This is a genomic window from Nocardiopsis oceanisediminis, assembly GCF_048595525.1.
Lineage (GTDB): Bacteria > Actinomycetota > Actinomycetes > Streptosporangiales > Streptosporangiaceae > Nocardiopsis_A > Nocardiopsis_A oceanisediminis.
On sequence record NZ_JAFMZJ010000001.1, the window covers coordinates 4,441,436 to 4,460,577 of the forward strand.

Sequence of the window (19,142 nt, forward strand, 5' to 3'; positions counted from 1 at the left end):
GATGGTTCTGTGCCGGCCGGCGGTCCCGCGGCGCTCTCCCTTCAGCCGGCCGCGCCGAGGAGCAGTGACCCGGCCACCGGCGCCATGTACATCAGCGGGGCCGGGATGTGCAGGTAGGAGCGGGCCCGGATGACGGTGATGAGGGCCCCGGTGAAGTAGAGCACCAGCGCGGTCCCCGCGAGGACCCCGATCGCCGGGACGGCCAGGCCGACCAGCAGGCCCAGTGCGCCCGCCGCCTTGGCGGCGCCGAGCCAGGGCCACCACGACTCCGGGACGCCGTACTCGGCCAGCGGGCCCACGACCCACGTGAAGCGGGCGAAGATCGCGAGGGCGGAGAACGCCACCATGGCGGCGGCGAGGACGGTGACGACGATGTAGGCGGTGGACATGGGCAACGCTCCTCATCAGGACCCGGGCGCCGGCCCGGGTCCGCTCCGGCGGGGCCTGTTCGGCCCCTCACCTCCATGACGGAGCGTTCCGCGCTTTTGTGACGCCCGCCCGCTCGGCCTGCTCCGGGGGGGTATCGGAGCGCGCCGGAAGCGCAGAGAGGATCGGGGGCCGCCGGCCGCCGGGGGCACCGGTCCCTCCGGGACGGCCCCGGGCCCGCAGAGGATCCGATGGCGGGGAGGGGAGCAGCGGCCGAGACGCGGCCGCCGCCGATCGCCCCGTCAGGCGTAATGGAACAGCGCGCCCTCGCCGCGCTCGGCGACCGCCAGAAAGAAAGTGCGGAACTCCTCGAAATCCTGCTCGATGAGCCCGTATTCGTCGGTCTCGTCGTACACGTCGGCGAACCGCACACCGCGCAGCCAGTCCGCCAGCTCGCCGACGAGCCCGGGACCGAGTTCCATGGCCTGGTCCCCCTCGCCGTCCCCGTCCTCCTCGTGATCAGGGTTCAGGTCGATGTAGTCCTCCCCCAGGAAAACGTTGACCGGCGAGTCCTCGACCAGGTACTCCCACAGGTCGAGCGAGAAGCGCTGAATGTAGAGAACACGCCGCTGAACGCTGAGGTCGGAGGTGGGCGGAACCTCGTCGCCCTCCGGAAGCTCTTCCAGCAGGCGCGCGGCATAGGACGGGTCCTGTCCGGCACGCTCCGATTCCTCTCCGCTGACGCTTCGGAAGGTCGCTGTGACGCCCATGTTCGCCTTTCAAAGAGTGGGTGGGTTCCGATATCGGCGGCGGGCTTCGCGAATGCCGCGGACGGAAGGAACCGGTCTCATCGGCCGCGATGCCGCTCGCGTACACCGCGAGGGCCTGCCCGCTCCTCGGCTCTCGGCCGTCCGAAGAGTATGGCCAGGGGGTCCGACATCGCGGATCATCCTCTCGCGGCGGGCCTGCCGGGCGGGCGGGGCCGGCGGAAGCGGTGCGGACGGGGCGGGGGGAGGGACGGTCTCCCTCCCGCCCCGCGCAGCCCCATCTCTCCGGCAGGGGCCGCGAGCGGCGGCCGACCGGCGGCCGTCCGGGCCCGTCAGCCGGTCTCCTCCATCCCCTCCAGGGCCTGCTCGACGTCCTTCCACAGGTCCTCGACGTCCTCGATGCCCACGGCCATCCGGACCAGCCCCTCGCCGATCCCCGCCGCGCTCAGCTCCTCCGCGCTCAGCTTGTGGTGCGAGGTGCTGGCCGGGGGCATCACCAGCGTCGCCACCTCCCCCAGCGACGGGGAGAGCCGCACCAGCCGCAGCCCCTCCGCGAACGCGGCCGCCGCCTCGCGCCCCCCTCCCTTCAGGTCGAAGGAGAGCACCGCTCCCCCGGCCTTCAGGATCCGCGCGCTGACCTCCCGGTCCGGGTGGTCCTGCAGGTCGGGGTGGTGCACTGCGGCGACCGCCGGGTGCCGGGAGAGCCGCTCGGCCAGTTCCCGGGCGTTGTCGGACTGCCGCCGCACCCGCAGCTCCAGGGTGCGCAGCCCGCGCAGCGTCTGCCAGGCGTTGAACGGCGAGGCCACCGCGCCCTGCACCGTCCCCCGGTCCCAGACCCGGCGGCGGAGCTCCTCCGAGGCGAAGACCGCGGCCCCGCCCAGCGCGTCGCCGTGCCCGCCCAGGTACTTGCTGGTGGAGTGGATCACCACGTCCGCCCCGTGTTCGAGAGGGCGGCACAGCAGCGGGGTGGCGAACGTGTTGTCGACGACGGTGGTGACGCCCCTGCCGCGCACGGCCGCCGCCAGCGCGGGCAGGTCGCTGACCCGGGTGGTCGGGTTGGCGATGGTCTCCAGGTACAGGACCCGGGTGTTCGGGCGCAGCAGCGCGCGGACCTCCTCCGGGTCGGAGCCGGAGACGTGGTCCACCTCGACGCCCCAGCGCGCCTGCAGGTCGGAGAGGAACGCGTGGGTGCCGCCGTACAGGGAGCGCTGCGCGATGACGTGGTCGCCGGAGCCGGCCAGCGCGGTGAGCACGGTGCTGATCGCGCCCATCCCGGACCCGTACGCCAGCGCCCCCTCGCCTCCCTCCAGGTCGGCGAGGGCGTCCTCCAGGGTGCGGACGGTGGGGTTGCCCATCCGCGCGTACAGGAACGGGGCGTCCGGCCCGTCGAAGGCGCCGACCAGCTCCTCCGCGGTGCCGAAGACGAACTGGTGGTTGAGGTGGAGGGGGGTCGCCGCCGGGCTGCTGCCCTGCGGTTCGACGACGGGGACGTGCACGGCCCGGGTCTGTGCTTCATAGCGGTTCGCGTGGAGGCTCATGACGTCCATGGCAGCAGTGAATGGTCTATTTTGACAGGGCCAATCGACTCGGAATGGTTTGCGATGGGGACGCGCAGGATCCGCTCACAGGAGCTGGCCGCCCTGCTGGGCTACTGGTCCGCGGGGCGGGGGCCGCTGTATCTGCTGCTCGCGGGCAGGCTGCGGCGGCTGATCGACGAGGGGGCGCTGCCCACCGGCACCGGGCTGCCCCCGGACCGGGCGCTGGCCGCCGCCCTGGCCGTCGGCCGGACCACGGTGGTGGAGGCCTATGAGGTGCTGCGCCGCGAGGGGCGGATCGAGCGGCGGCAGGGCAGCGGCACCCGGGTCGCCGCGGCGGTGCCGGTCCCCTCGGCGGGCTCCGAGGACACCACCAACCCCTCCTTCCTCCAGCTGCTCGACCCGCCCGAAGGGACCATCGTGCTCAGCTGCGCCGCGCCCGAGGAGCCGCCGGCGGAGGTCGCCCTCGCCTACGCGTCGATGCGCCTGGACGGAGGGCTGGGGCTGGGCTACCGGCCCGCCGGCCTGCCCCGGCTGCGCGAGGCGCTGGCCGAGCGCTACCGCGCGGCCGGCGTGCCGACCTCGCCGTCGCAGATCCTGGTGACCACCGGCGGGCAGCAGGCGCTGTCGCTGCTGACCGAGCTGCTGGTGGCCCCCGGCGACGACGTCCTGGTGGAGGCGCCGACCTACTCCGGGGCGCTGGACCTGTTCCGCAGGGCGGGCGCGGTGCTGCGCCCGGTGGCGCGCGGATCCGCAGAACTGGACGTCGGCGAGGCGGTGCGGGTGCTGGAGGAGCACCGCCCGGCGCTGGCCTACCTGGTGGCCAACCACCACAACCCGACCGGTGCGGTGCTCCCGCCGCTGGCCGCCCGGCGCCTGGTGGAGGCCGCGGAGGCGGCGGGGGTGCCGCTGGTCGACGACGGCGTCACGGCCGACCTGGCCCTGCACGACCGGCCGGTGCCGCGTCCGCTGTCCGCCTACGGCGAGGTGATCGGCGTCGGGTCGCTGAGCAAGGTGGTCTGGGGCGGCATGCGGGTCGGCTGGCTGCGCGCCCGCGAGGAGCTGGTGGCCCGGCTGGCCAGGCTGAAGGCCGTGCACGACCTCGGCAGCGACGTGCCGTCCCAGCTGGCGGCGGTGCGCATCCTGGACGACTACGAGGCGGTCCGGGCCCGCCGGGTCAAGGAGCTGAGCGCCCGGCACGACCTGCTCCGTGCCGAGCTCGCCCGCGCCCTCCCGTCCTGGGAGTTCCCGCCGGTCGAGGGCGGCCAGACGCTCTGGGTCCGGCTCCCCCGGGGCGACGCGGCCTCGTTCGCCCAGGTCGCCATCAGGCACGGGGTGGCCCTGCTGCCCGGGGGCGCCATCGACGCGGCCGGGGGCAGCTCCGACCACCTCCGGCTGCCCTTCACCGGGACGCCCGAGCGCATCCAGGAGTCGGTGCGCAGACTGGCGGAGGCGTGGAGGGTGTACGAGGCCTCGCCGCGGCTGTCGTCGGGGGCGGTGGCGCTGAGCGCGGTGGTGGTGTGACCCGGGAGCGGGGCCGGAAAAGCCCTTGGGAGGCGGGGGCGCGCCTCTGCAGGGTCGGCCGGTGAGGACCGGATCCCAGCGACGCAGCGGGGCGGCCGCACGACCGGGGGCCGCTGGGGAATCCTGCGGAGGCGGCAGGGTGTGACCGCTGCGAGCTGCGACTTCACCGTGGGATCCCCATCTGCCCTGTGAGGGGTGGAAACAGGCCGTCAGCATCTCCGTCCCGGCCCCTGACGACGATCCCCATTGCCCTTGTGAGGGGTGGAAACCTGAGGACGGCGACGAGTGTCCTGGCGCCCTCCCGTCCTCATCCGCCCCTGAGGGGCTGACCACCGCACGCCCCCACCGGGGCGGGGAGGCCCGCCCTTTATTTAGCACACGTGTGATAAATTCTGGACTCGCCGCACCCCGACCCGAGGAGCCCGCCATGCCCGCACGCATCGACCCCGAGCAGCGGCGCCGCCACGTCGTCCAGGCCGCGTTCCGCATCGTCGTGGCCGAGGGCATCGATGGGCTCTCCCTCCGCAAGGTCGCCGCCGAGGCCGGGCTGAACGTCGGCTCGGTCCGGCACTACTTCGACGGGCACGAGGACCTGCTCGCCGCCGCCGCCGAGGAGGCCGGGGACCGGATGGGCCGGCGGCTCGCCCACCACCCCGTGGACGGCCTGCGCGGTCTCACCGGAGAAGAGGCGCTGGACGCGCTCCAGGCGCTGGTCGAGGAGGTGCTGCCGGTCGACGGGGAGCGGCGGGACGAGGCGATCGTCGTGCTGGAGCTCATCCTCGCCGCCCGCACCCGGCCGGTGTTCCGGCCGATCTCCGAGCGGATGGCCGCCGACCTCGGCCAGGTCGCCACCGACGCCTTCGCCGCGCTCGGCGCCGACGAGCCCGAGGCCAAGGCGGCCCAGGTCACCGCCCTCATCGGCGGCCTGACCATCGACACCGTCACCCCGCACGGCTCGCTCGGCACCGAGCGGCTCCGCGCCACCCTGCGCGCGCACCTGGCGATGCTGCTGGCCCTGCCGCCGGTCTCACCGCCGGCCCGCTGAACCGCCCCACCCACCCCTCCGAGAAGAATCGACTCCCATGCCCGTGTGGCTCTTCGTCCTGCTCGCAGCAGGATTCGTGCTCTATACCGACGACTACGTGATCGCCGGCATCCTCCCCGAGCTCGCCCGGGACCTCGGGGTCGCCGAGGCGCAGGCCGGCCAGCTGATCACCGTTTTCTCGCTGACCGTGGCGGTGGCCGCGCCGGTCGCCGCGGTGGTGTTCGCCCGGGTCCCCCGCCGGTACCTGTTCACCGCCGCGCTGCTGGTCTTCATCGCGGCGAACGCCGCCGCCGCGTTCACGCCGTCGTTCGCGGTGCTGATGGCGCTCCGCGTCGTCGCGGCCGGCGCGGCGGCGAGCATGACGCCGGCGGTCTTCGCGTTCGCCGCCCAGCACGCCCCCGCGGAGAAGGTCGGCCGGTACATCGCGGTGGTCTCGCTCGGCGTGACCGGCTCGATCGCGGCGGGGGTTCCCGTCGGCACCTGGATCGGCGGCCACTTCGGCTGGCGCGCGACGTTCGCCGCGATGGCGCTCGCGGGGATCGCCGTCCTGGTCGCGATCGCGGCGGCGCTCCCGCGCGAGAAGGACGCCGGCGAGGCGCCCGGTCTCGGGGAGCAGCTGCGGACGCTGCGCAGGGCCCCGGTCTCGCTCGGCCTGCTGGCCAACTGCGCGCTGATGACCGGGTCCATGATGATGCTCACCTACCTGGCGCCCTTCCTGGCCGACACGACCGCGGCGGGCGTCAACGAGCGCGCCCTGGCGTTCAGCCTGTCCGGTCTGGCCGGGATCGCCTGCATCTGGCTCGGCGGGAGCGCGAGCGACCGCTGGGGGCCGGACCGCGCGCTCGCCTTCGGGATCGGGACCATCACCGTTTCGATGGCGCTCCTGTGGGGGCTGTGGCTGCTGCGCCCCGCCCCGTTCTCGCTGGTCATCGTGGTGGGCACGGTGTGGGGCGGGATGGCGTTCTGGAACTCCCCGGCGATCCAGGCCCGGCTGCACGCCCTCGCCGGGCCGGTCGCCCCGCAGGCGCTGGCCCTCAACACCTCCGGCACCTACCTGGGGGTGGCCGCCGGGGGCGCCATCGGCGGGCTGGCGCTGTCGTCCCTCGGGGCGGGGGCGCTCCCGCTGATCGCCGCGGGCTCCGGCCTCGGCGCGCTGCTCCTGCTCACGGTCGCGCGGCGGCTGACGGTGACCGGCGCCGGGCCCGTGACCAGCGGAGACCGCGGCTGAGAGCCCTCCCCGCAAGGCGGCTCCGCCCGCCCTCTCCCCGGTGGCCCCGGTGCCGCGGCGCGGCACCGGGGCCGCCGCGCGGACGGGAGCGGGGCGGCCGGGTCAGCCGTCCTGCTCGGCCTCCTCGATCCGCTCCTCGAACTCCTCGACCGGCTGGGCGCCGAAAAACGCCTCGCCGTCGATCAGGAACGCCGGGGTCCCGGGGACGCCGAGCGAGAGGGCGAACCCCATGTCGTCGTCGACCGCGCCGCGCAGCTCCGGGTCGGCCAGGTCGGCGCGGAACCGCTCGGTGTCCAGGCCCAGCCCCTCGGCGATGGCGGTGAAGGGCGCGCCGTCGGCCTCCTCCGCGCCGGTCCAGGCACCGGGGTCGGCGTAGAGGGCGTCGTGGTACTCCCAGAACGCGTCCTGGCGGCCGGCGGCGCGCGCCGCGACGGCCGCATCCTCGGAGACGCCCCCCTTGTAGGGGTAGTCGCGCCAGACGATGAGCAGCCGCCCCTCCTCCACGTACTTCTCGACCAGCTGCGGCTGCTGCTCCTGGGTGAACGCCGCGCAGTAGGGGCACCGGTAGTCGCCGAAGACGACCATGCTGACCGGGGCGTCCTCGGAGCCCATCCGCAGCTCGGGGGCGATCTCCGGCGGGCGCGGGCCGGCGAGCTCCGGCGGGCCGGAGGGCGAGGGGCTCGGCGACGGGCCGGACGCGGCGGGCGGCGCCCCTTCCCCGTCCCGGCCGGCGCCGGTGTCCAGCACGGTGGCCACGGCGGCGACGGCGATGAGCAGCAGTGCGGCGCCGATGACCAGGGCGGTGCGGCCGGGGCGCGGCAGCCGCCGTCCGGGCCGGGGCGGTGCCCCGGCGGCCGGCGGGGCGGCGGTGCGGCCGGGGGCGCCTTCGGAGGCGCCGCCCGCCCCGCGATCGCCGTCCGCCCCGGAAGCGCGGGCGGCACCGTCGCCGGGGCCGCCTTCGAGGCCGCCGCCCGACTCGCGGCGGCCCTCCTCCCCCGGTCCTCCGTCCGCGCCGGGGGCGGGTGCGCCGCCGGTCATGACCGCTCCCCCGGGCGCTCGGCGACCACGAGGGTGTCGACCGCCTGGGCCTCGCCGCCCTCGGTGCGCACCGGGCGGAGCACCGTCCCGGCGCGGCCGATGTCCAGGGCGACGCCCTGGTCGCGGGCGGTGGCGGCCAGGTCGGCGGCGATCTCCGCGGCGTCGTGCAGGATGGACGGCTCCTGGGGGCCGCCGGTGCCGTGCTCGATGTTGCTCCGGTCGTGGCCGATGCTGACCAGCCGGCCGCCGGGGGCGAGCGCGCGCACCGCGCCGGCCAGGGCGCGGCGCCGCTCCTCGGCGGGCAGGTGCAGGTAGGCCAGGAGCACCAGGTCGTAGCCGCCGGGTTCGGGGGCGTCCGTGCGGGCGTCGGCGACGTCCCAGTCGACCTCGGCGCCGCGCTCGGCGGCGAGGCGGCGGCCCCGCTCCACCGCCACCGGGGAGAAGTCGGTGGCCCGCACCCGCCAGCCCCGCTCGGCCAGCCAGACGGCGTTGCGGCCCTCGCCGGCGGCCACGTCCAGTGCCCGGCCGGGGGCCAGGTCCCCGGTCTGCTCGACGACGAAGCGGTTGGGGGCGGTGCCCCAGACCGGTTCGGCGGCGCGGTAGCGCTCGTCCCAGGCGTCGCTGTCCACGGCGTCCTCCTCTTTCACAGGGTGCAGGCGCAGGGCGGGGAGGTGGCCACGGTGATCGCGGCCGACCCCAGGGCGAGGGCCGGCGGGGCGAGCAGCAGCACGGCGGCGGCCGCGGCGGCGACGGCGCGGCGGCGCAGGTCGCCGCCGGCCCGGGAGGGGTCCAGCAGCCGGCGGGCGCGCTGCACCGTGCAGGCGCCGGAGGCGGCCAGCGCCTCCTCGGAGCGCTCGGCGGGGACGGCCATCGCGCCGAGGGCGTGCAGCAGGGAGGCGGCGCCCACCGAGCGGGCGGCGTGGTCGTCGGCGGCCCACTCGACCAGCACCGGGACCTCGCGGGCGGCGGCGCGCAGCAGCGGGACGCCGGGGAACGCGGCGTTGAGCAGCCGGGCCCAGGAGACCAGCAGGTGGTGCCGGCCGCGCAGGTGCGCCTGCTCGTGGGCGAGGACGGCGCGCATCTCCTTCGCGGAGAGCGCGTCCAGGGCGCCCCGGGTGACCACGACGCCGGCGCGGCGGCCGGGGACGCAGTAGGCGTCCGGCCGGTCGGTGTCGACCAGCCAAACCGGGCGGCCGGCGAGGGTCCGGCGGCGGGCCCGGGAGGCGAGCCGGCGGTGGTGGTCGCGGCGCCACCGGGCGGTGTCCCGGCTGCGGCGCAGCACCACCCAGCCGAACCGGGCGGCGGCCGCCGCGGTGATCAGGGCCAGCAGCCCGATCCAGGCGACGGCGCCGTTGCCGCTCATCGCCTGGAGCAGGGTGACGCAGGCGGTGACGAAGCCCTTGACGCCGGGGCCCATCACCTCGGCGACCAGCATGGCCAGCATGGCGCCCCAGGTGAGCAGCCAGGTGGCGGAGGCCAGGGTCCACAGCCCGAGCATGGCGCCGGGGCGCAGGCCGCCGGCGTGCGCGGCGCGGGCGAGCAGGGCGGGGCCGGCGACGGTGAGCAGCAGGGCGGCCGCCAGGGCCACGGCGACCGCGGTCATGAGTCGGCCTCCTTGGGGACGTCGGCGAGGAGGGTGCGGAGCACGTCGACGTCCTCGGGCGACATGTCGCCGACGAAGCGGAGCAGCGCCGCCCGGGAGTCGCCGCTGTCGGTGAGCGCGCCGTGCATCCGCCGGGCGGCGTAGGAGGCGCGGTCGCGCAGCGGGCGGTAGAACCAGACCCTGCCGGTGCGCCGCCGGTCCACCCAGCCCTTGCGGCGCAGGTTCTCCAGCACGGTGGAGATGGTGGTGTAGGCGGGGGTGCGGCCGGGCAGCGCGTCGACGACCCGGCGGACGCTCATCTCCTCCCCGGCGTCCCACAGCACGTCCAGGACGGACGCCTCAAGCGGCCCCAGTCCGGGACCGGTCTCCTCCATCGCCCTCGCCACCTCCTGATGCTCTCTTTCTCCGCTTCACCTTAAGAGCCTTCCGGACCCGTCCTGTGAACGGACCGCGCGGCCTCCGCCCCGGCGGCCCCGCCCGACACGGGCGGCGGGGCCGGTTCCGTTCCCGCCTTCGTCTTCTCTGGTCGGGGGCCCGGGCGGGGGCAGGGCCCGGGGGTCATGGGGCGGCCGGGAGGGCGGCGAAGGCGTCGCCCTGGCCGTCGGAGGGCACCGGGAGCAGGGCGGTGCCGCCGGCGGCGGCGACCGGGGCGGGCCAGCGGCCTTCGCCGAGGTCGTCGCCGGTGCGCATGTCCACGGCGCGGGTGGTCTCCCCGTCGGTGAGGTAGAGCACGCCGCCGGTGATCGCCTCCGGCCGGGGGGCGCCGCCGGGGCGGTCCCGGCGCCACAGTTCCCGCGGGTCCTCGGAGCCGGCGTCCAGGCCGATCAGGACGGTGCCGCCGCCGGGTTCGGCGCCGGTGACGGCGGCCGGGCCCTCCGGGGTGCCGATGAGGCGCGGCTCCTCGCCGCCGCCCAGCTCCGCCAGGAGCGCCCCGGTGCGCAGGTCGTGCACGGTGTAGGCGGCGGTTTCGGCGCCGTCGGCGCGCCATTCCAGGACGGCGGCGGCGCCGGCGTCGGTCTCCGGTCGCGGCCCGGGGGCCGGGGAGGCGCCGGGGGCGTGCTCGGGCGGGTCGAGGCCGCGGGTGCTCCACAGCTCCTCCCCGGTGCCGGTGTCGACCGCGCGCAGCTCCCCGCCCTCCTCGGTGAGCAGGGCGCCCTGGTGCTCGTGGAGGACGGCGGCGGCGCCGTCCTCCTCGTCCGCGGCGACCGCGCCGGTGGAGGGGTCCAGGGCCGCTTTGGGGCCGGTCTCGGTGCTCATGATGGACCCGGTGGCGGCGCCGAACACCAGGCCGGGCCCGATCAGGGTGCCGGGGACCTCGACCGGGCCCCACACCAGGGCGCCGTCGCCGGGGCGGTAGGCGGCGGCGGTGGTCGTGGAGGCGAGCAGGGCGCGCTCGGGGTCGGCGTCGCTGTCCAGCACCACCACCAGGTCGCCGCCGTCGGCGTCCCGGGTGGCGGCGAACGCGGTGCAGCTGGGGTTGCGGGAGAGCGCCCAGCGGGTGGCGCCGTCCGGGCCGACGCCGAGGAAGACCAGGTCGCCGCCGTTCTCCTCGGGCATGACGAGGCCGACGAAGCCGTCGCCGGCGGCCTTGGGAGGGGCGGAGAACGGGGCCAGCCAGGCGGGTTCGGCCGCCAGGGTGGGCGGGACGCCGGCGGCCGGCACCTCCGGTGCGGGGGTGGGCGGGTCGTCCCGGGGCTCGGCGTCGGCGGGGTCGCCGGGCCCGCCGCCGGTGCAGGCGGCGAGGAGCAGCAGGGCGGCCGCCCCGGCCGCGGCGGCGGGGGCGCGGGCCGCCCTCCTCCCGCCGTGGCCGGGCGCGCCGGGGCCGGGGGCCTGCGGCGGCTCGGCCCCCGACCGGAGGGGGCGGGCGGCCCGCCGATCCCGCTCGTCCGGCGGGTTCACCGGGGGTCCCCTCCCCCGTCCCGGGCGGATTCCCCGTCCTTCGCGGGCTCGCCGCCCTGGGCGGTCGCCCCGTCATCCGCCGCTTCGCCCTCCTGCACGGGGGGCTCGGCGGCGCCGCGGCGGTACCGGAGGGCGCGGTAGGCGGCGATGCCGAGCAGCAGGGCGGCCAGTGCGCCGAGGAAGACCAGGTCGGTGCGGGCGCCGAGGTGGGCCAGCGGCTGCTGGGCGCGGTAGGCGATCCCCTCCAGCCACGCGGTGCCGGGCATCGCGGCGGTGCCGTCGTAGAGCAGGAACAGCACGCCGATGCCGATGAACATCAGGCCGGAGAGCAGGCTGGTGGTGTGCAGCCGCAGCCGGCCCAGGGCGACCTGGCGGCCGCGCAGCCAGCGCTTGCGGCCCAGGTCGAAGCGGTCCCAGAGCAGGGCGAGGAAGAACAGCGGCAGCGCCATGCCCAGGGCGTAGCAGGCCAGCAGCAGGCCGCCGCGGAGCGGGCCGCCGGTCGCGGCGACGGTGAGCACCGCGCCGAGGATCGGGCCGGAGCAGAAGCCCGCCAGGCCGTAGACGGCGCCCAGCCCGAACACCGGGAGCTTGCCGGTCCGCCCGGAGAAGCGGCCCTGCAGCCGGGCGAGCGGGCCGATGGAGACGCCCAGGCCGAGGATCTGCGCGGCGCCCAGCGCGATGACGGCCCAGCCGGCGACGGCGACCAGCAGCTCCCGGTTGCCGTAGAAGAACCCGGTGACCAGGGCGGATCCGGCGCCGAGCGGGATCAGCGTGGTGCACAGCCCGGCGTAGAACACGGCGGTGCGGACCAGCAGGCCGAAGGGGTCGCGGAAGGCGTAGGCGAAGAACGACGGGAGGAGCAGGGCGCTGCACGGGCTGAGCAGCGCGAGCAGCCCGCCGAGCAGGGCCGCGAGGTAGCCGATGTCCACGGGTCAGCCCTCCTCGGCGGCGAGGGCGGTGTCGATGGCGTCGGTGAAGACCTCCAGCGGCTGGGCGCCGATGACCGGGCGGCCGTTGATCAGGAAGGCGGGCGTTCCGCTCACCCCGACCTGCTGCCCCTCGGCGAAGTCCGCCTCCACCTGGGCGGCCAGCTCCTCGTCGTCCAGGTCGGCGCTGAACCGCTCGGCGTCCAGCCCCTCCTCGGCGGCGATGGCGGCCAGCTCCTCCCTGGCCTCGTCGGGGGAGATGCCGTCGAGGTCCTCGTGGGCGGCGTAGACGGCCTCGTGGTACTCCCAGAAGGCGTCCTGCTCGGCGGCGGCGCGGGCGCCGACCGCCATGATCCGGGAGGTCTCGCCCTTGTAGGGGAACTCGCGCCACTCGATGCGCAGGTCGCCGGAGTCGACGTAGCGCTCGACCAGTTCGGGCTGGGTCTCGTTGACCCAGGTGGCGCAGAACGGGCACTGGTAGTCGGAGTAGGCGACGAGCACCACGGGGGCGTCGGTCTCGCCGAGCGCGGTGGGGTCGTCGGCGTCCCGGCGGGCCAGGGCCTCGCCCAGTTCCCGGAGGCCGTCGTCGTCGCCGGTGGCGGTCGTGCCGGTGGCCGCCGTCTCGTCCCCGTCGCCGCCGGTCATCTGGACGGCGATCCCGGCCGCGATGGCCAGCACCACCAGGGCGCTGAGCAGCAGCGGCCAGAGCAGTCCGGGGTCCCGCTGGGCGGGTTTCTGGCGCGGCATCGGACACCTTCCGGTCGGCGGATCGGCGGACTTCTTCTATGCACCATAGAAGTTCCTCTATGCTACATAGAAGTTCCGCGGCGGCCGCCCGCTCCTCCGGGTGAGCCGCCGCACTCCGAGAACCGAGGGGCGCGTACCGCGATGCGGCAGTGGACGAAGAGGCAGTGGGCGGCGGCCGCCGGCGGGACCGCGGCGGCCCTGGTGGTGCTGGGGATCCCGACCGTGCTGATCCCCAACGGCATGTTCACCCGGGAGATCGAGCCGACCTGGTGGTCGTACCCGGTGTGGGCGGCGGCCGCCGTGCTGTCCGGGCTGCTGCTCGCCACCTACGTGCGCACCGGCCCCGCCGCCCAGGACGATACCGCCCGCCCGGACCGCCGCGGCCTGGGCGGAACCCTGCTGACCTGGTTCGCGATCGGCTGCCCGGTCTGCAACAAGCTGGTCCTGCTCGCCATCGGCGCCTCCGGCGCCCTCAACTGGTTCGCCCCGCTGCAGCCGCTGCTCGCCCTGGCCGGCCTCGCCCTCCTCGCCGCCGCCCTCCGCACCCGCCTGCGCACCGCCGCCTCCTGCGAGGTGCGGCCCCGCGAGACGACCCGCTGACGCGGCCCCGGCCCGGCCGCCGCCGCAGCGGGGCCGGGCCGGGGGGCGGGGGTCAGGCGCCGGTGATCTCGTTGGTCGCCTGGGGGAGTTCGGTCTCCGCCTTGACCTCGCCGGATTCGATGTCCACCGCGTACAGCCTCTTCTCACCGGGGTCGGTGACGTAGGCGGTGTGGTCGCGGACGTAGAGGGTCGGGCGGGCCTCCTGCCACTCCAGCGGCTCCTTCCACTCTCCGATGACCGGGAAGGAGTCGGTGACCTCGGCGGATTCGGGGTCGATCACGTGGATCGCGCCGTCGGTGCCCAGCACCAGGCCCTCGCCGTGCGGGCCGCGGCCCAGCGAGCGGAAGCTGTAGCTGGCCTCCAGGTCGACCAGTTCCAGCTCGCCGGCCCCGGTGTCGATGACCGAGACCCGCTCGGGGCGCTCCAGCTCCGCGTCGGGGTCGGTCTTGTAGTCGCCGAGCACGTACCGGGACTCCTCGTGCCCGGCCTGGTTGCCGATCCGGCCGTAGTCGTCGGGGCTGTCGATCTTGGTGATCTCCCCGCCGGAGTAGAGCAGCGCGCCGTCCTCGCAGCCGATGACCACCGCCTCGCCCTCGGCGGTCGTCTCGCCGTGCACCCCGGGGCACTCCTCGCTGCGCGCGGTCTCCTTCCGCTCGGCGTCGAGCACCCGGATCCCGGGGCGCTCCTCCTCGTCGCCCATGGTCACCACCATCTCGCCGTTCTCCAGCACCAGGGCGACGCCGTGGTGCGGGTGCTCGGTGGTGTACTTCTCCGCCTCCGGCAGCCCGCCGCCGAGGTCGGCGGGGTCGAAGACGGTGACCTCCCCGGCGCCGTCCGAGAACAGCGCGGTCTTCCCGGCGTGGTGCACGACGTGGCCGGGCTCGGGCGCCTCGAACTCGTCTTCGGTCAGCTCGGCGCCGGCCGCGTCGAGCACCCGGAAGCCGGTCGAGGTGGAGACCAGCACGTGCCGCCCGTCGCCGGCCGGGTTGAGCCGGTTGAAGCCCTCCAGTTCGATGTCCTCGACCACGTCGAGGGATTCGGGGTCGATGATGTAGATCCCGCCGTCGTAGGTGGCGACGACGGGGTCCTCCACCTTGGCGGGGGCGTCCTCCCCGGAGGCCTCCTCGGCCGAGCCCCCGCCGCCGCAGGCGGTGGCGGCCAGGCCGAGCGCGGCCAGGGCGGCCGGCAGCGCCGCGCGGCGCCGGAACCGGTTCGGGTGGTGCGTCATGTGCTGCTTCCGTTCTCTCGAAGGGGATGGCGGGCGGCCTCGGCCGCCCCGGTGCGGGGGGTGGGGGTGCGGGCGGCTCAGCCGGTGAGGCCGTCCGCGATGGCCTCGGTGTTGGCGCGGGTCATCTCCAGGTAGGTGGCGGCGCCTCCGCCCTCCTCGGTGAGGGACTCCGAGTAGAGCGGCACCACCTCGATGTCCAGTCCGGCCTCCTCGGCCATCACCGTGGCCAGCCGGTCGGGCCGGGAGGAGTCGGCGAAGACCGCGGGCACCCCGGCGGCCTCGACCGCGTCGGCGAGCGATTTGAGGTCGGAGCCGCTGGGCGAGGCGAGGGTGGTGCCGCTGGGGATGACCGCGCCGACCACCTCGAAGCCGTAGCGGTCGGCGAGGTAGCCGAACACGTGGTGGTTGGTGACCAGGCGGCGCCGGTCCTCGGGGATCTCGGCGAACCGCTCCTCCGCCTCGGCGTGCACCTCGTCGATCCGCGCCCGGTACTCCTTCGCGTTGGCCCGGATCCGCTCCTCGTCGACGCCGCCCACCTCGGCCGCGACCTGCTCGGCGATGGCGTCGACCGCGTCGCCGGTGCGCACCGGGTCGGTCCAGAAGTGCGGGTCGGGTTCGCCGGCGGTCTCGCCCTCGGTGTAGTCGAGGGGGTCGGCGTGCTCGCCGACGGCGAGCGCGGGCACGCCGGCCTCCTCGGCGGACTCGACGTTGCGCAGCACGCCCTCCTCCAGGCCGAGGCCGTTGTAGACGACCAGTTCGGCCTCTTCCAGGGCGGCGGCCTGCTGCGCGGAGATCCCGAAGGAGTGCGGGTCGGCGTTGGGCTTCATCAGCACGGTCACCTCGGCCTGGTCGCCGACGATGTTGCGGGTGATGTCGCCGAGGATGTTGGTGGTGACGACGATTCCGGAGCGCTCGCCGCCGAAGGCGGCGCAGCCGGACGCCGCCGCGCCCAGCGCCAGGGCCAGCGCGGCCGCTCCGGCGGTGCGCGCGATGCGCGATACGGGGGCCATCGCGGTCACCACCCCGTCTCGACCATGAGCGCGGGGGCGAAGTCCAGTTCGAAGGTGCGGGCGGTCCGCAGGTCGTCGTTGTAGTCGATCTCGTACACGGCCCGGCCCTCCGGGTCGTTGACGTAGGCGCGGGCGGTGTCGATGGCGACGGCGGGCGGCGGCCCGTCCCCGCCGGGCTCCTCGATCAGCTCGGTCTCGGCGGTCTCCTCGCCGGTGGCCGGGTCGTAGGAGCGCAGCGCGCCGTCCTCGCCGAGGACGAGCACCGGCATGTCCTCGCCGGCGGCGCTCGCGGCGAGGACGGGGCCGGTGTCGAGCAGGGTCCACTCGGCGGCGCCGACGTCGAGCACCCACACCCCCTCGTCGGCCGGGCCGGCCAGCACCGGCGCGCCGGGGCGGTGGTACAGGCCCTGGGCCGGTCCGGCGCCGGCGCCGTCCGGGTAGGGGACCTTCTCCGCCTCGATCGCGGCGTCCTCGCCGCCGCCCTCGGTGAGCAGCAGGGCGCCGTCGGAGCAGCCCAGCACCGCGCCGCGGCGGGTGACGGCCTGCCCGCGGGGGTCGGGGCAGTCCTCACCGATCCCGGCGCCGGCCGGTTCGCCGTCCCGGTCCAGTACGGCGACCCCGCCGGAGCCGCCGGCGGTGACCAGGTGCCCGGCGTAGGCGACGGCGGCCGTGCCTTCGGCGGCCGCGGCCTCGTCGACCTCGCCGTCCTCCAGGGCGGCGCGGTCCAGCGCGCGCAGCCGGTCGCCGCCGCCCAGCACGGTGAGGGCGGTGTCCCCGGCGGCCCACGCCCCGGTGCCTCCGCCGACCTCGCCGACGGTGCGCGCCTCCGCCTTGTAGTAGTGGACGTGGTCGCCGTGGTCCACGGTCCAGGTGCCGCTGTCGAAGACGGCGGTGCCGCCGTCGCCGCCGACGTAGGCGAACCGGCCGTCGGTGGCGGCGTGCTCGGCGCCGGGGGCCTCGCCGACCGCCCCGACCTCCTCGGTGGCCGGGTCAAGCATGTGCAGGCCGCCGCCGGGGTCGGCCATGACCAGGCGCCACTGCGCCTCCGCGGTCTCCTCGGCGCCTTCGACGTAGCCGTGCGGGACGGACTCACCGCCCTCCTCGGGCTCTCCGCCCCGGGGGGCGCAGCCCGCGGCGAGCAGCCCGGCCGCCGCGAAGGCCGCGACCGCCCTTGTCGCGCTGTCGGTTCTCATCGGATGCTCTCGTGCTCCTTGCCGTGCTCGGGGACCCCGCCTCGGTCGGGGTCGGGGTCGGGGTCGGGGAGGGGGCGGGCGGGGCCGCGGTCGCGCACCGCCGAGGCCAGTGCGGCCAGGAAGAACAGGGCCACCGCGACGGCCGCGATGGTGGCGCCCGCTGCGGTGCCCAGGTGCCAGGAGGCGAGCAGCCCGGCGAAGACCGAGGCCGCTCCGATCAGGGCGGCGCCGAGCATGATCACCGGGATGCGCCGGGCCCACAGCGACATCGCCGCGGGCGGCGCGATGAGCAGCCCGAACACCAGCAGGGTGCCGACCACGTGGAAGGACGCGACGATCGCCAGTGTCACCAGGGCGAGCATCGCCAGGTGCGCGGCCCGGGGGCGCAGGCCGAGCGTCTCGGCCTTGCGGGGGTCGAAGGCCAGGGCGACGAAGGCCCGGTGCCCGAGCAGGGCGATCGCGGCCGCGGCGGCCAGCGCCGCGGCGAGCACGAGCAGGTCGCGCTCGCGGACGGCGAGCACGTCGCCGAAGAGGAAGCCGGTGAGGTCGACCGCGAACGACCGGGAGTGGGACACGATGATCACCCCGGCGGCGAGCATCCCGACGAACAGCAGGCCGATGCCGGTGTCCCGGGAGAGCCGGCCGCTGCGGGTCAGCGCGGTGACCCCGAGCGCCATCGCGACGGCGCTGGCCGCGGCGCCGAGGAAGAGGCTGCCGCCGAGCAGCGAGGCCAGGGCGACGCCGGGGAGCATGCCGTGCGACATCGCGTCGCCGAGGAACGCCATGCCGCGCAGCACCACCCAGGTCCCGGCCAGCGCGCACACACCGGAGACCAGCAGGCCCCCGACCAGCGCACGGGCGACGAAGGAGACTTCGAAAGGGGCGATCAACCACTCCATAACGGACACCGTACAATGATAATCATTATCAATGTCAATCGGAGGCGCTGTGAACCCGATCCCCACCGCCGTGCAGCTGGCCTCGGTGTCCGCCGGCTACGGCCCGCACCGGGTGCTCGACGGTGTGCATACCGCCCTGCCCGCCGGCCGGACCACCGCCCTGGTCGGGGCGAACGGCTCCGGGAAGTCGACCCTGCTGGCCGTCCTCGCCGGGGTGCACACCCCCGCCTCCGGCGCGGTCCACCGGAACCACCGGCACCGCCCCGCCCTGGTCCTGCAGCGCAGCGCGGTGCCCGACGCGCTCCCGGTGACGGTCCGCGACACCGTCGCGATGGGCCGGTGGGCGCACCGCGGCCCGTGGCGGCGGCTCACCGCGAACGACCGCTCGGTGGTCGACGCCTGCCTGCACCGGCTCGGCATCGCCCACCTGGCCGGGCGCCGCCTCGACGAGCTCTCCGGCGGCCAGCGCCAGCGCGCGCTGCTCGCCCAGGGCCTGGCCCAGGAGTCCGACCTGCTGCTGCTGGACGAGCCCGCCACCGGCCTGGACTCCGCCGCCCAGGAGTCGATCCTCGACCTGGTCGACGAGGTCCGAGCGGGCGGCACCACCGTCGTGCACGCCACCCACGACCCGCGCGCCGCCCACCGCGCCGACCACTGCCTGCTGCTCACGGCGGGCCGCATCACCGCCGAGGGCGCCCCCGACGAAGCCCTGGGGGCGGCCGGGTAGCCGCCCCCTCGAACCGTCCGGCAGGCCGCCGCGGCGCTCCGGCCCGCGCACCGGGGAGGCGGCCCTCCGCAACGATGATCTTGGAGTTGCGGGGCCGTCAGAGCGCTCTGACGGCCCCGCGACTCCAAGATCATCGGAGGAAGGGGCGGTCGGTCACGGCCGACCGGCGCCGGGGGGCGGCGCCCCGCCGCTCCCCGTCATCCGCCCCGGTAGCCGTCCCGGCGCAGCAGCTCCAGCAGCTCGTCCTCGGTCGGGGTGTGCACCTGCTCCAGGACGTCGCGGAGGAAGGCGGTGTCGGCCTCGCCGTCGTAGGCGGTCACCGTCACCGCCCGGTCGCCGAGGTCGCGGTGGAGGGCGAGCGCCGGATCGCTGTTGGCGGTGTCCCGGGTGACCGCCTCGACCAGACCGCCGCCCAGGTCGGTGCAGCTGCGCACCTCCACCGCGCCGCACCAGGGCCCGTACTCGGCCTCGCCCGGACCGGAGGGGTCGTAGAGCGTGTAGTCGATCATCGGGCCGTCCCCGGTCTCCGGACCCGCCCGGTAGACGACGGTGAACGCGCGCGGCTCCGCCCACCCCATCGCGTCCTCCTCCGCCGAGGCGGCGTCGGGGACCAGCAGCTCCCCCGGCTCCCAGGGCAGGACCGAGGTCAGGTCGCGCAGGTCCCTCCGGTCCTGCGCCCGGTGCTCGGCGGCCCACTGCCAGGCGCCCAGCACGACCAGCGCCAGCGCACCGGCGAGCAGTGCCCGCCTCCTCCTGAGCGCCATCGGCCGTCCCTTCACCCGGCTTTCCCGCCGCCCCGGCCGCGCG

The 19,142-nt window shown here is 76.0% G+C and carries 20 protein-coding genes; 5 read left to right on the top strand and 15 right to left on the bottom strand.

Going from position 1 to position 19,142, the window contains the following annotated elements:
- Positions 1 to 41: 41 nt before the first annotated feature.
- The 3 genes from J0910_RS19755 to J0910_RS19765 all read right to left on the bottom strand — a co-directional run bounded on the left by J0910_RS19755 (position 42) and on the right by J0910_RS19765 (position 2,680).
- Positions 42 to 389 carry a DoxX family protein gene (locus J0910_RS19755; protein ID WP_420160027.1) on the bottom strand — a complete coding sequence of 116 codons (348 nt, stop codon included), beginning with the start codon at positions 387 to 389 and terminating at the stop codon, positions 42 to 44.
- 279 nt (positions 390 to 668) lie between these two features.
- Positions 669 to 1,136, bottom strand: a complete 468-nt coding sequence (locus tag J0910_RS19760) for a hypothetical protein (protein WP_420160028.1) — start codon at positions 1,134 to 1,136, stop codon at positions 669 to 671.
- 329 nt (positions 1,137 to 1,465) lie between these two features.
- Positions 1,466 to 2,680, bottom strand: coding sequence for a trans-sulfuration enzyme family protein (locus J0910_RS19765; protein ID WP_420160029.1), 1,215 nt, complete (start codon positions 2,678 to 2,680; stop codon positions 1,466 to 1,468).
- A 54-nt stretch (positions 2,681 to 2,734) separates the two neighbouring features.
- Between J0910_RS19765 and J0910_RS19770 the strand changes: the two genes are divergently transcribed.
- The 3 genes from J0910_RS19770 to J0910_RS19780 all read left to right on the top strand — a co-directional run bounded on the left by J0910_RS19770 (position 2,735) and on the right by J0910_RS19780 (position 6,465).
- Positions 2,735 to 4,192 (top strand): aminotransferase-like domain-containing protein, encoded by a 1,458-nt coding sequence (locus J0910_RS19770; protein ID WP_420160030.1) that lies wholly within the window; start codon positions 2,735 to 2,737, stop codon positions 4,190 to 4,192.
- 427 nt (positions 4,193 to 4,619) lie between these two features.
- The gene (locus tag J0910_RS19775; protein ID WP_420160031.1) at positions 4,620 to 5,237 is read left to right on the top strand and encodes a TetR/AcrR family transcriptional regulator; all 618 of its coding nucleotides are present in this window, start codon (positions 4,620 to 4,622) and stop codon (positions 5,235 to 5,237) included.
- Positions 5,238 to 5,274: 37 nt separating this feature from the next.
- Complete coding sequence (locus J0910_RS19780) at positions 5,275 to 6,465, top strand: MFS transporter (RefSeq protein WP_420160032.1); 1,191 nt, start codon at positions 5,275 to 5,277, stop codon at positions 6,463 to 6,465.
- Positions 6,466 to 6,567: 102 nt separating this feature from the next.
- On the opposite strand, the gene J0910_RS19785 is transcribed toward J0910_RS19780, so the two are convergent.
- From J0910_RS19785 to J0910_RS19815, 7 genes are all read right to left on the bottom strand, one after another.
- The gene (locus tag J0910_RS19785; protein WP_420160033.1) at positions 6,568 to 7,503 is read right to left on the bottom strand and encodes a DsbA family protein; all 936 of its coding nucleotides are present in this window, start codon (positions 7,501 to 7,503) and stop codon (positions 6,568 to 6,570) included.
- Positions 7,500 to 8,132 (bottom strand): class I SAM-dependent methyltransferase, encoded by a 633-nt coding sequence (locus J0910_RS19790; RefSeq protein WP_420160034.1) that lies wholly within the window; start codon positions 8,130 to 8,132, stop codon positions 7,500 to 7,502. The genes J0910_RS19785 and J0910_RS19790 overlap by 4 nt, the downstream gene beginning before the upstream one ends.
- Positions 8,133 to 8,146: 14 nt before the next feature.
- A complete protein-coding gene (locus J0910_RS19795; RefSeq protein WP_420160035.1) occupies positions 8,147 to 9,106 on the bottom strand; it encodes a M56 family metallopeptidase in 960 nt (319 codons plus the stop codon).
- Positions 9,103 to 9,480 carry a BlaI/MecI/CopY family transcriptional regulator gene (locus J0910_RS19800; RefSeq protein WP_420162026.1) on the bottom strand — a complete coding sequence of 126 codons (378 nt, stop codon included), beginning with the start codon at positions 9,478 to 9,480 and terminating at the stop codon, positions 9,103 to 9,105. The genes J0910_RS19795 and J0910_RS19800 overlap by 4 nt, the downstream gene beginning before the upstream one ends.
- A gap of 184 nt (positions 9,481 to 9,664) precedes the next feature.
- Positions 9,665 to 11,005 carry a PQQ-binding-like beta-propeller repeat protein gene (locus J0910_RS19805; RefSeq protein WP_420160036.1) on the bottom strand — a complete coding sequence of 447 codons (1,341 nt, stop codon included), beginning with the start codon at positions 11,003 to 11,005 and terminating at the stop codon, positions 9,665 to 9,667.
- Positions 11,002 to 11,934, bottom strand: coding sequence for a cytochrome c biogenesis CcdA family protein (locus J0910_RS19810; RefSeq protein WP_420160037.1), 933 nt, complete (start codon positions 11,932 to 11,934; stop codon positions 11,002 to 11,004). The genes J0910_RS19805 and J0910_RS19810 overlap by 4 nt, the downstream gene beginning before the upstream one ends.
- A 3-nt stretch (positions 11,935 to 11,937) precedes the next feature.
- Complete coding sequence (locus J0910_RS19815) at positions 11,938 to 12,678, bottom strand: DsbA family protein (RefSeq protein WP_420160038.1); 741 nt, start codon at positions 12,676 to 12,678, stop codon at positions 11,938 to 11,940.
- Between the two features lie 141 nt (positions 12,679 to 12,819).
- Here J0910_RS19815 and J0910_RS19820 point away from each other — a divergent pair, with 141 nt between their 5' ends.
- The gene (locus J0910_RS19820; RefSeq protein ID WP_420160039.1) at positions 12,820 to 13,278 is read left to right on the top strand and encodes a hypothetical protein; all 459 of its coding nucleotides are present in this window, start codon (positions 12,820 to 12,822) and stop codon (positions 13,276 to 13,278) included.
- 52 nt (positions 13,279 to 13,330) lie between these two features.
- On the opposite strand, the gene aztD is transcribed toward J0910_RS19820, so the two are convergent.
- The 4 genes from aztD to aztB form a co-directional block, all read right to left on the bottom strand.
- Positions 13,331 to 14,506 (bottom strand): zinc metallochaperone AztD, encoded by a 1,176-nt coding sequence (gene aztD / locus J0910_RS19825; RefSeq protein WP_420160040.1) that lies wholly within the window; start codon positions 14,504 to 14,506, stop codon positions 13,331 to 13,333.
- Positions 14,507 to 14,583: 77 nt separating this feature from the next.
- Positions 14,584 to 15,516, bottom strand: coding sequence for a zinc ABC transporter substrate-binding protein AztC (gene aztC / locus J0910_RS19830; RefSeq protein ID WP_420160041.1), 933 nt, complete (start codon positions 15,514 to 15,516; stop codon positions 14,584 to 14,586).
- Positions 15,517 to 15,521: 5 nt separating this feature from the next.
- Positions 15,522 to 16,709, bottom strand: coding sequence for a hypothetical protein (locus J0910_RS19835; RefSeq protein ID WP_420160042.1), 1,188 nt, complete (start codon positions 16,707 to 16,709; stop codon positions 15,522 to 15,524).
- The gene (aztB, locus tag J0910_RS19840; protein ID WP_420162027.1) at positions 16,706 to 17,608 is read right to left on the bottom strand and encodes a zinc ABC transporter permease AztB; all 903 of its coding nucleotides are present in this window, start codon (positions 17,606 to 17,608) and stop codon (positions 16,706 to 16,708) included. The genes J0910_RS19835 and aztB overlap by 4 nt, the downstream gene beginning before the upstream one ends.
- A 31-nt stretch (positions 17,609 to 17,639) precedes the next feature.
- Between aztB and aztA the strand changes: the two genes are divergently transcribed.
- A complete protein-coding gene (gene aztA / locus J0910_RS19845) occupies positions 17,640 to 18,335 on the top strand; it encodes a zinc ABC transporter ATP-binding protein AztA (RefSeq protein WP_420160043.1) in 696 nt (231 codons plus the stop codon).
- 197 nt (positions 18,336 to 18,532) lie between these two features.
- Here the strand turns inward: aztA and J0910_RS19850 are convergent, their stop codons facing one another.
- Positions 18,533 to 19,099 (bottom strand): hypothetical protein, encoded by a 567-nt coding sequence (locus tag J0910_RS19850; protein WP_420160044.1) that lies wholly within the window; start codon positions 19,097 to 19,099, stop codon positions 18,533 to 18,535.
- Positions 19,100 to 19,142: the final 43 nt, after the last annotated feature.

What these genes read in the sequence shown, in the direction of transcription:
- J0910_RS19755 (WP_420160027.1), bottom strand. Translation starts at nt 389, where the DNA reads ATGTCCACCGCCTACATCGTCGTCACCGTCCTCGCCGCCGCCATGGTG.
- J0910_RS19760 (WP_420160028.1), bottom strand. Translation starts at nt 1,136, where the DNA reads ATGGGCGTCACAGCGACCTTCCGAAGCGTCAGCGGAGAGGAATCGGAG.
- J0910_RS19765 (WP_420160029.1), bottom strand. Translation starts at nt 2,680, where the DNA reads ATGGACGTCATGAGCCTCCACGCGAACCGCTATGAAGCACAGACCCGG.
- J0910_RS19770 (WP_420160030.1), top strand. Translation starts at nt 2,735, where the DNA reads ATGGGGACGCGCAGGATCCGCTCACAGGAGCTGGCCGCCCTGCTGGGC.
- J0910_RS19775 (WP_420160031.1), top strand. Translation starts at nt 4,620, where the DNA reads ATGCCCGCACGCATCGACCCCGAGCAGCGGCGCCGCCACGTCGTCCAG.
- J0910_RS19780 (WP_420160032.1), top strand. Translation starts at nt 5,275, where the DNA reads ATGCCCGTGTGGCTCTTCGTCCTGCTCGCAGCAGGATTCGTGCTCTAT.
- J0910_RS19785 (WP_420160033.1), bottom strand. Translation starts at nt 7,503, where the DNA reads ATGACCGGCGGCGCACCCGCCCCCGGCGCGGACGGAGGACCGGGGGAG.
- J0910_RS19795 (WP_420160035.1), bottom strand. Translation starts at nt 9,106, where the DNA reads ATGACCGCGGTCGCCGTGGCCCTGGCGGCCGCCCTGCTGCTCACCGTC.
- J0910_RS19800 (WP_420162026.1), bottom strand. Translation starts at nt 9,480, where the DNA reads ATGGAGGAGACCGGTCCCGGACTGGGGCCGCTTGAGGCGTCCGTCCTG.
- J0910_RS19815 (WP_420160038.1), bottom strand. Translation starts at nt 12,678, where the DNA reads ATGCCGCGCCAGAAACCCGCCCAGCGGGACCCCGGACTGCTCTGGCCG.
- J0910_RS19820 (WP_420160039.1), top strand. Translation starts at nt 12,820, where the DNA reads ATGCGGCAGTGGACGAAGAGGCAGTGGGCGGCGGCCGCCGGCGGGACC.
- aztD (WP_420160040.1), bottom strand. Translation starts at nt 14,506, where the DNA reads ATGACGCACCACCCGAACCGGTTCCGGCGCCGCGCGGCGCTGCCGGCC.
- aztC (WP_420160041.1), bottom strand. Translation starts at nt 15,516, where the DNA reads ATGGCCCCCGTATCGCGCATCGCGCGCACCGCCGGAGCGGCCGCGCTG.
- J0910_RS19835 (WP_420160042.1), bottom strand. Translation starts at nt 16,709, where the DNA reads ATGAGAACCGACAGCGCGACAAGGGCGGTCGCGGCCTTCGCGGCGGCC.
- aztB (WP_420162027.1), bottom strand. Translation starts at nt 17,608, where the DNA reads ATGGAGTGGTTGATCGCCCCTTTCGAAGTCTCCTTCGTCGCCCGTGCG.
- aztA (WP_420160043.1), top strand. Translation starts at nt 17,640, where the DNA reads ATGTCAATCGGAGGCGCTGTGAACCCGATCCCCACCGCCGTGCAGCTG.
- J0910_RS19850 (WP_420160044.1), bottom strand. Translation starts at nt 19,099, where the DNA reads ATGGCGCTCAGGAGGAGGCGGGCACTGCTCGCCGGTGCGCTGGCGCTG.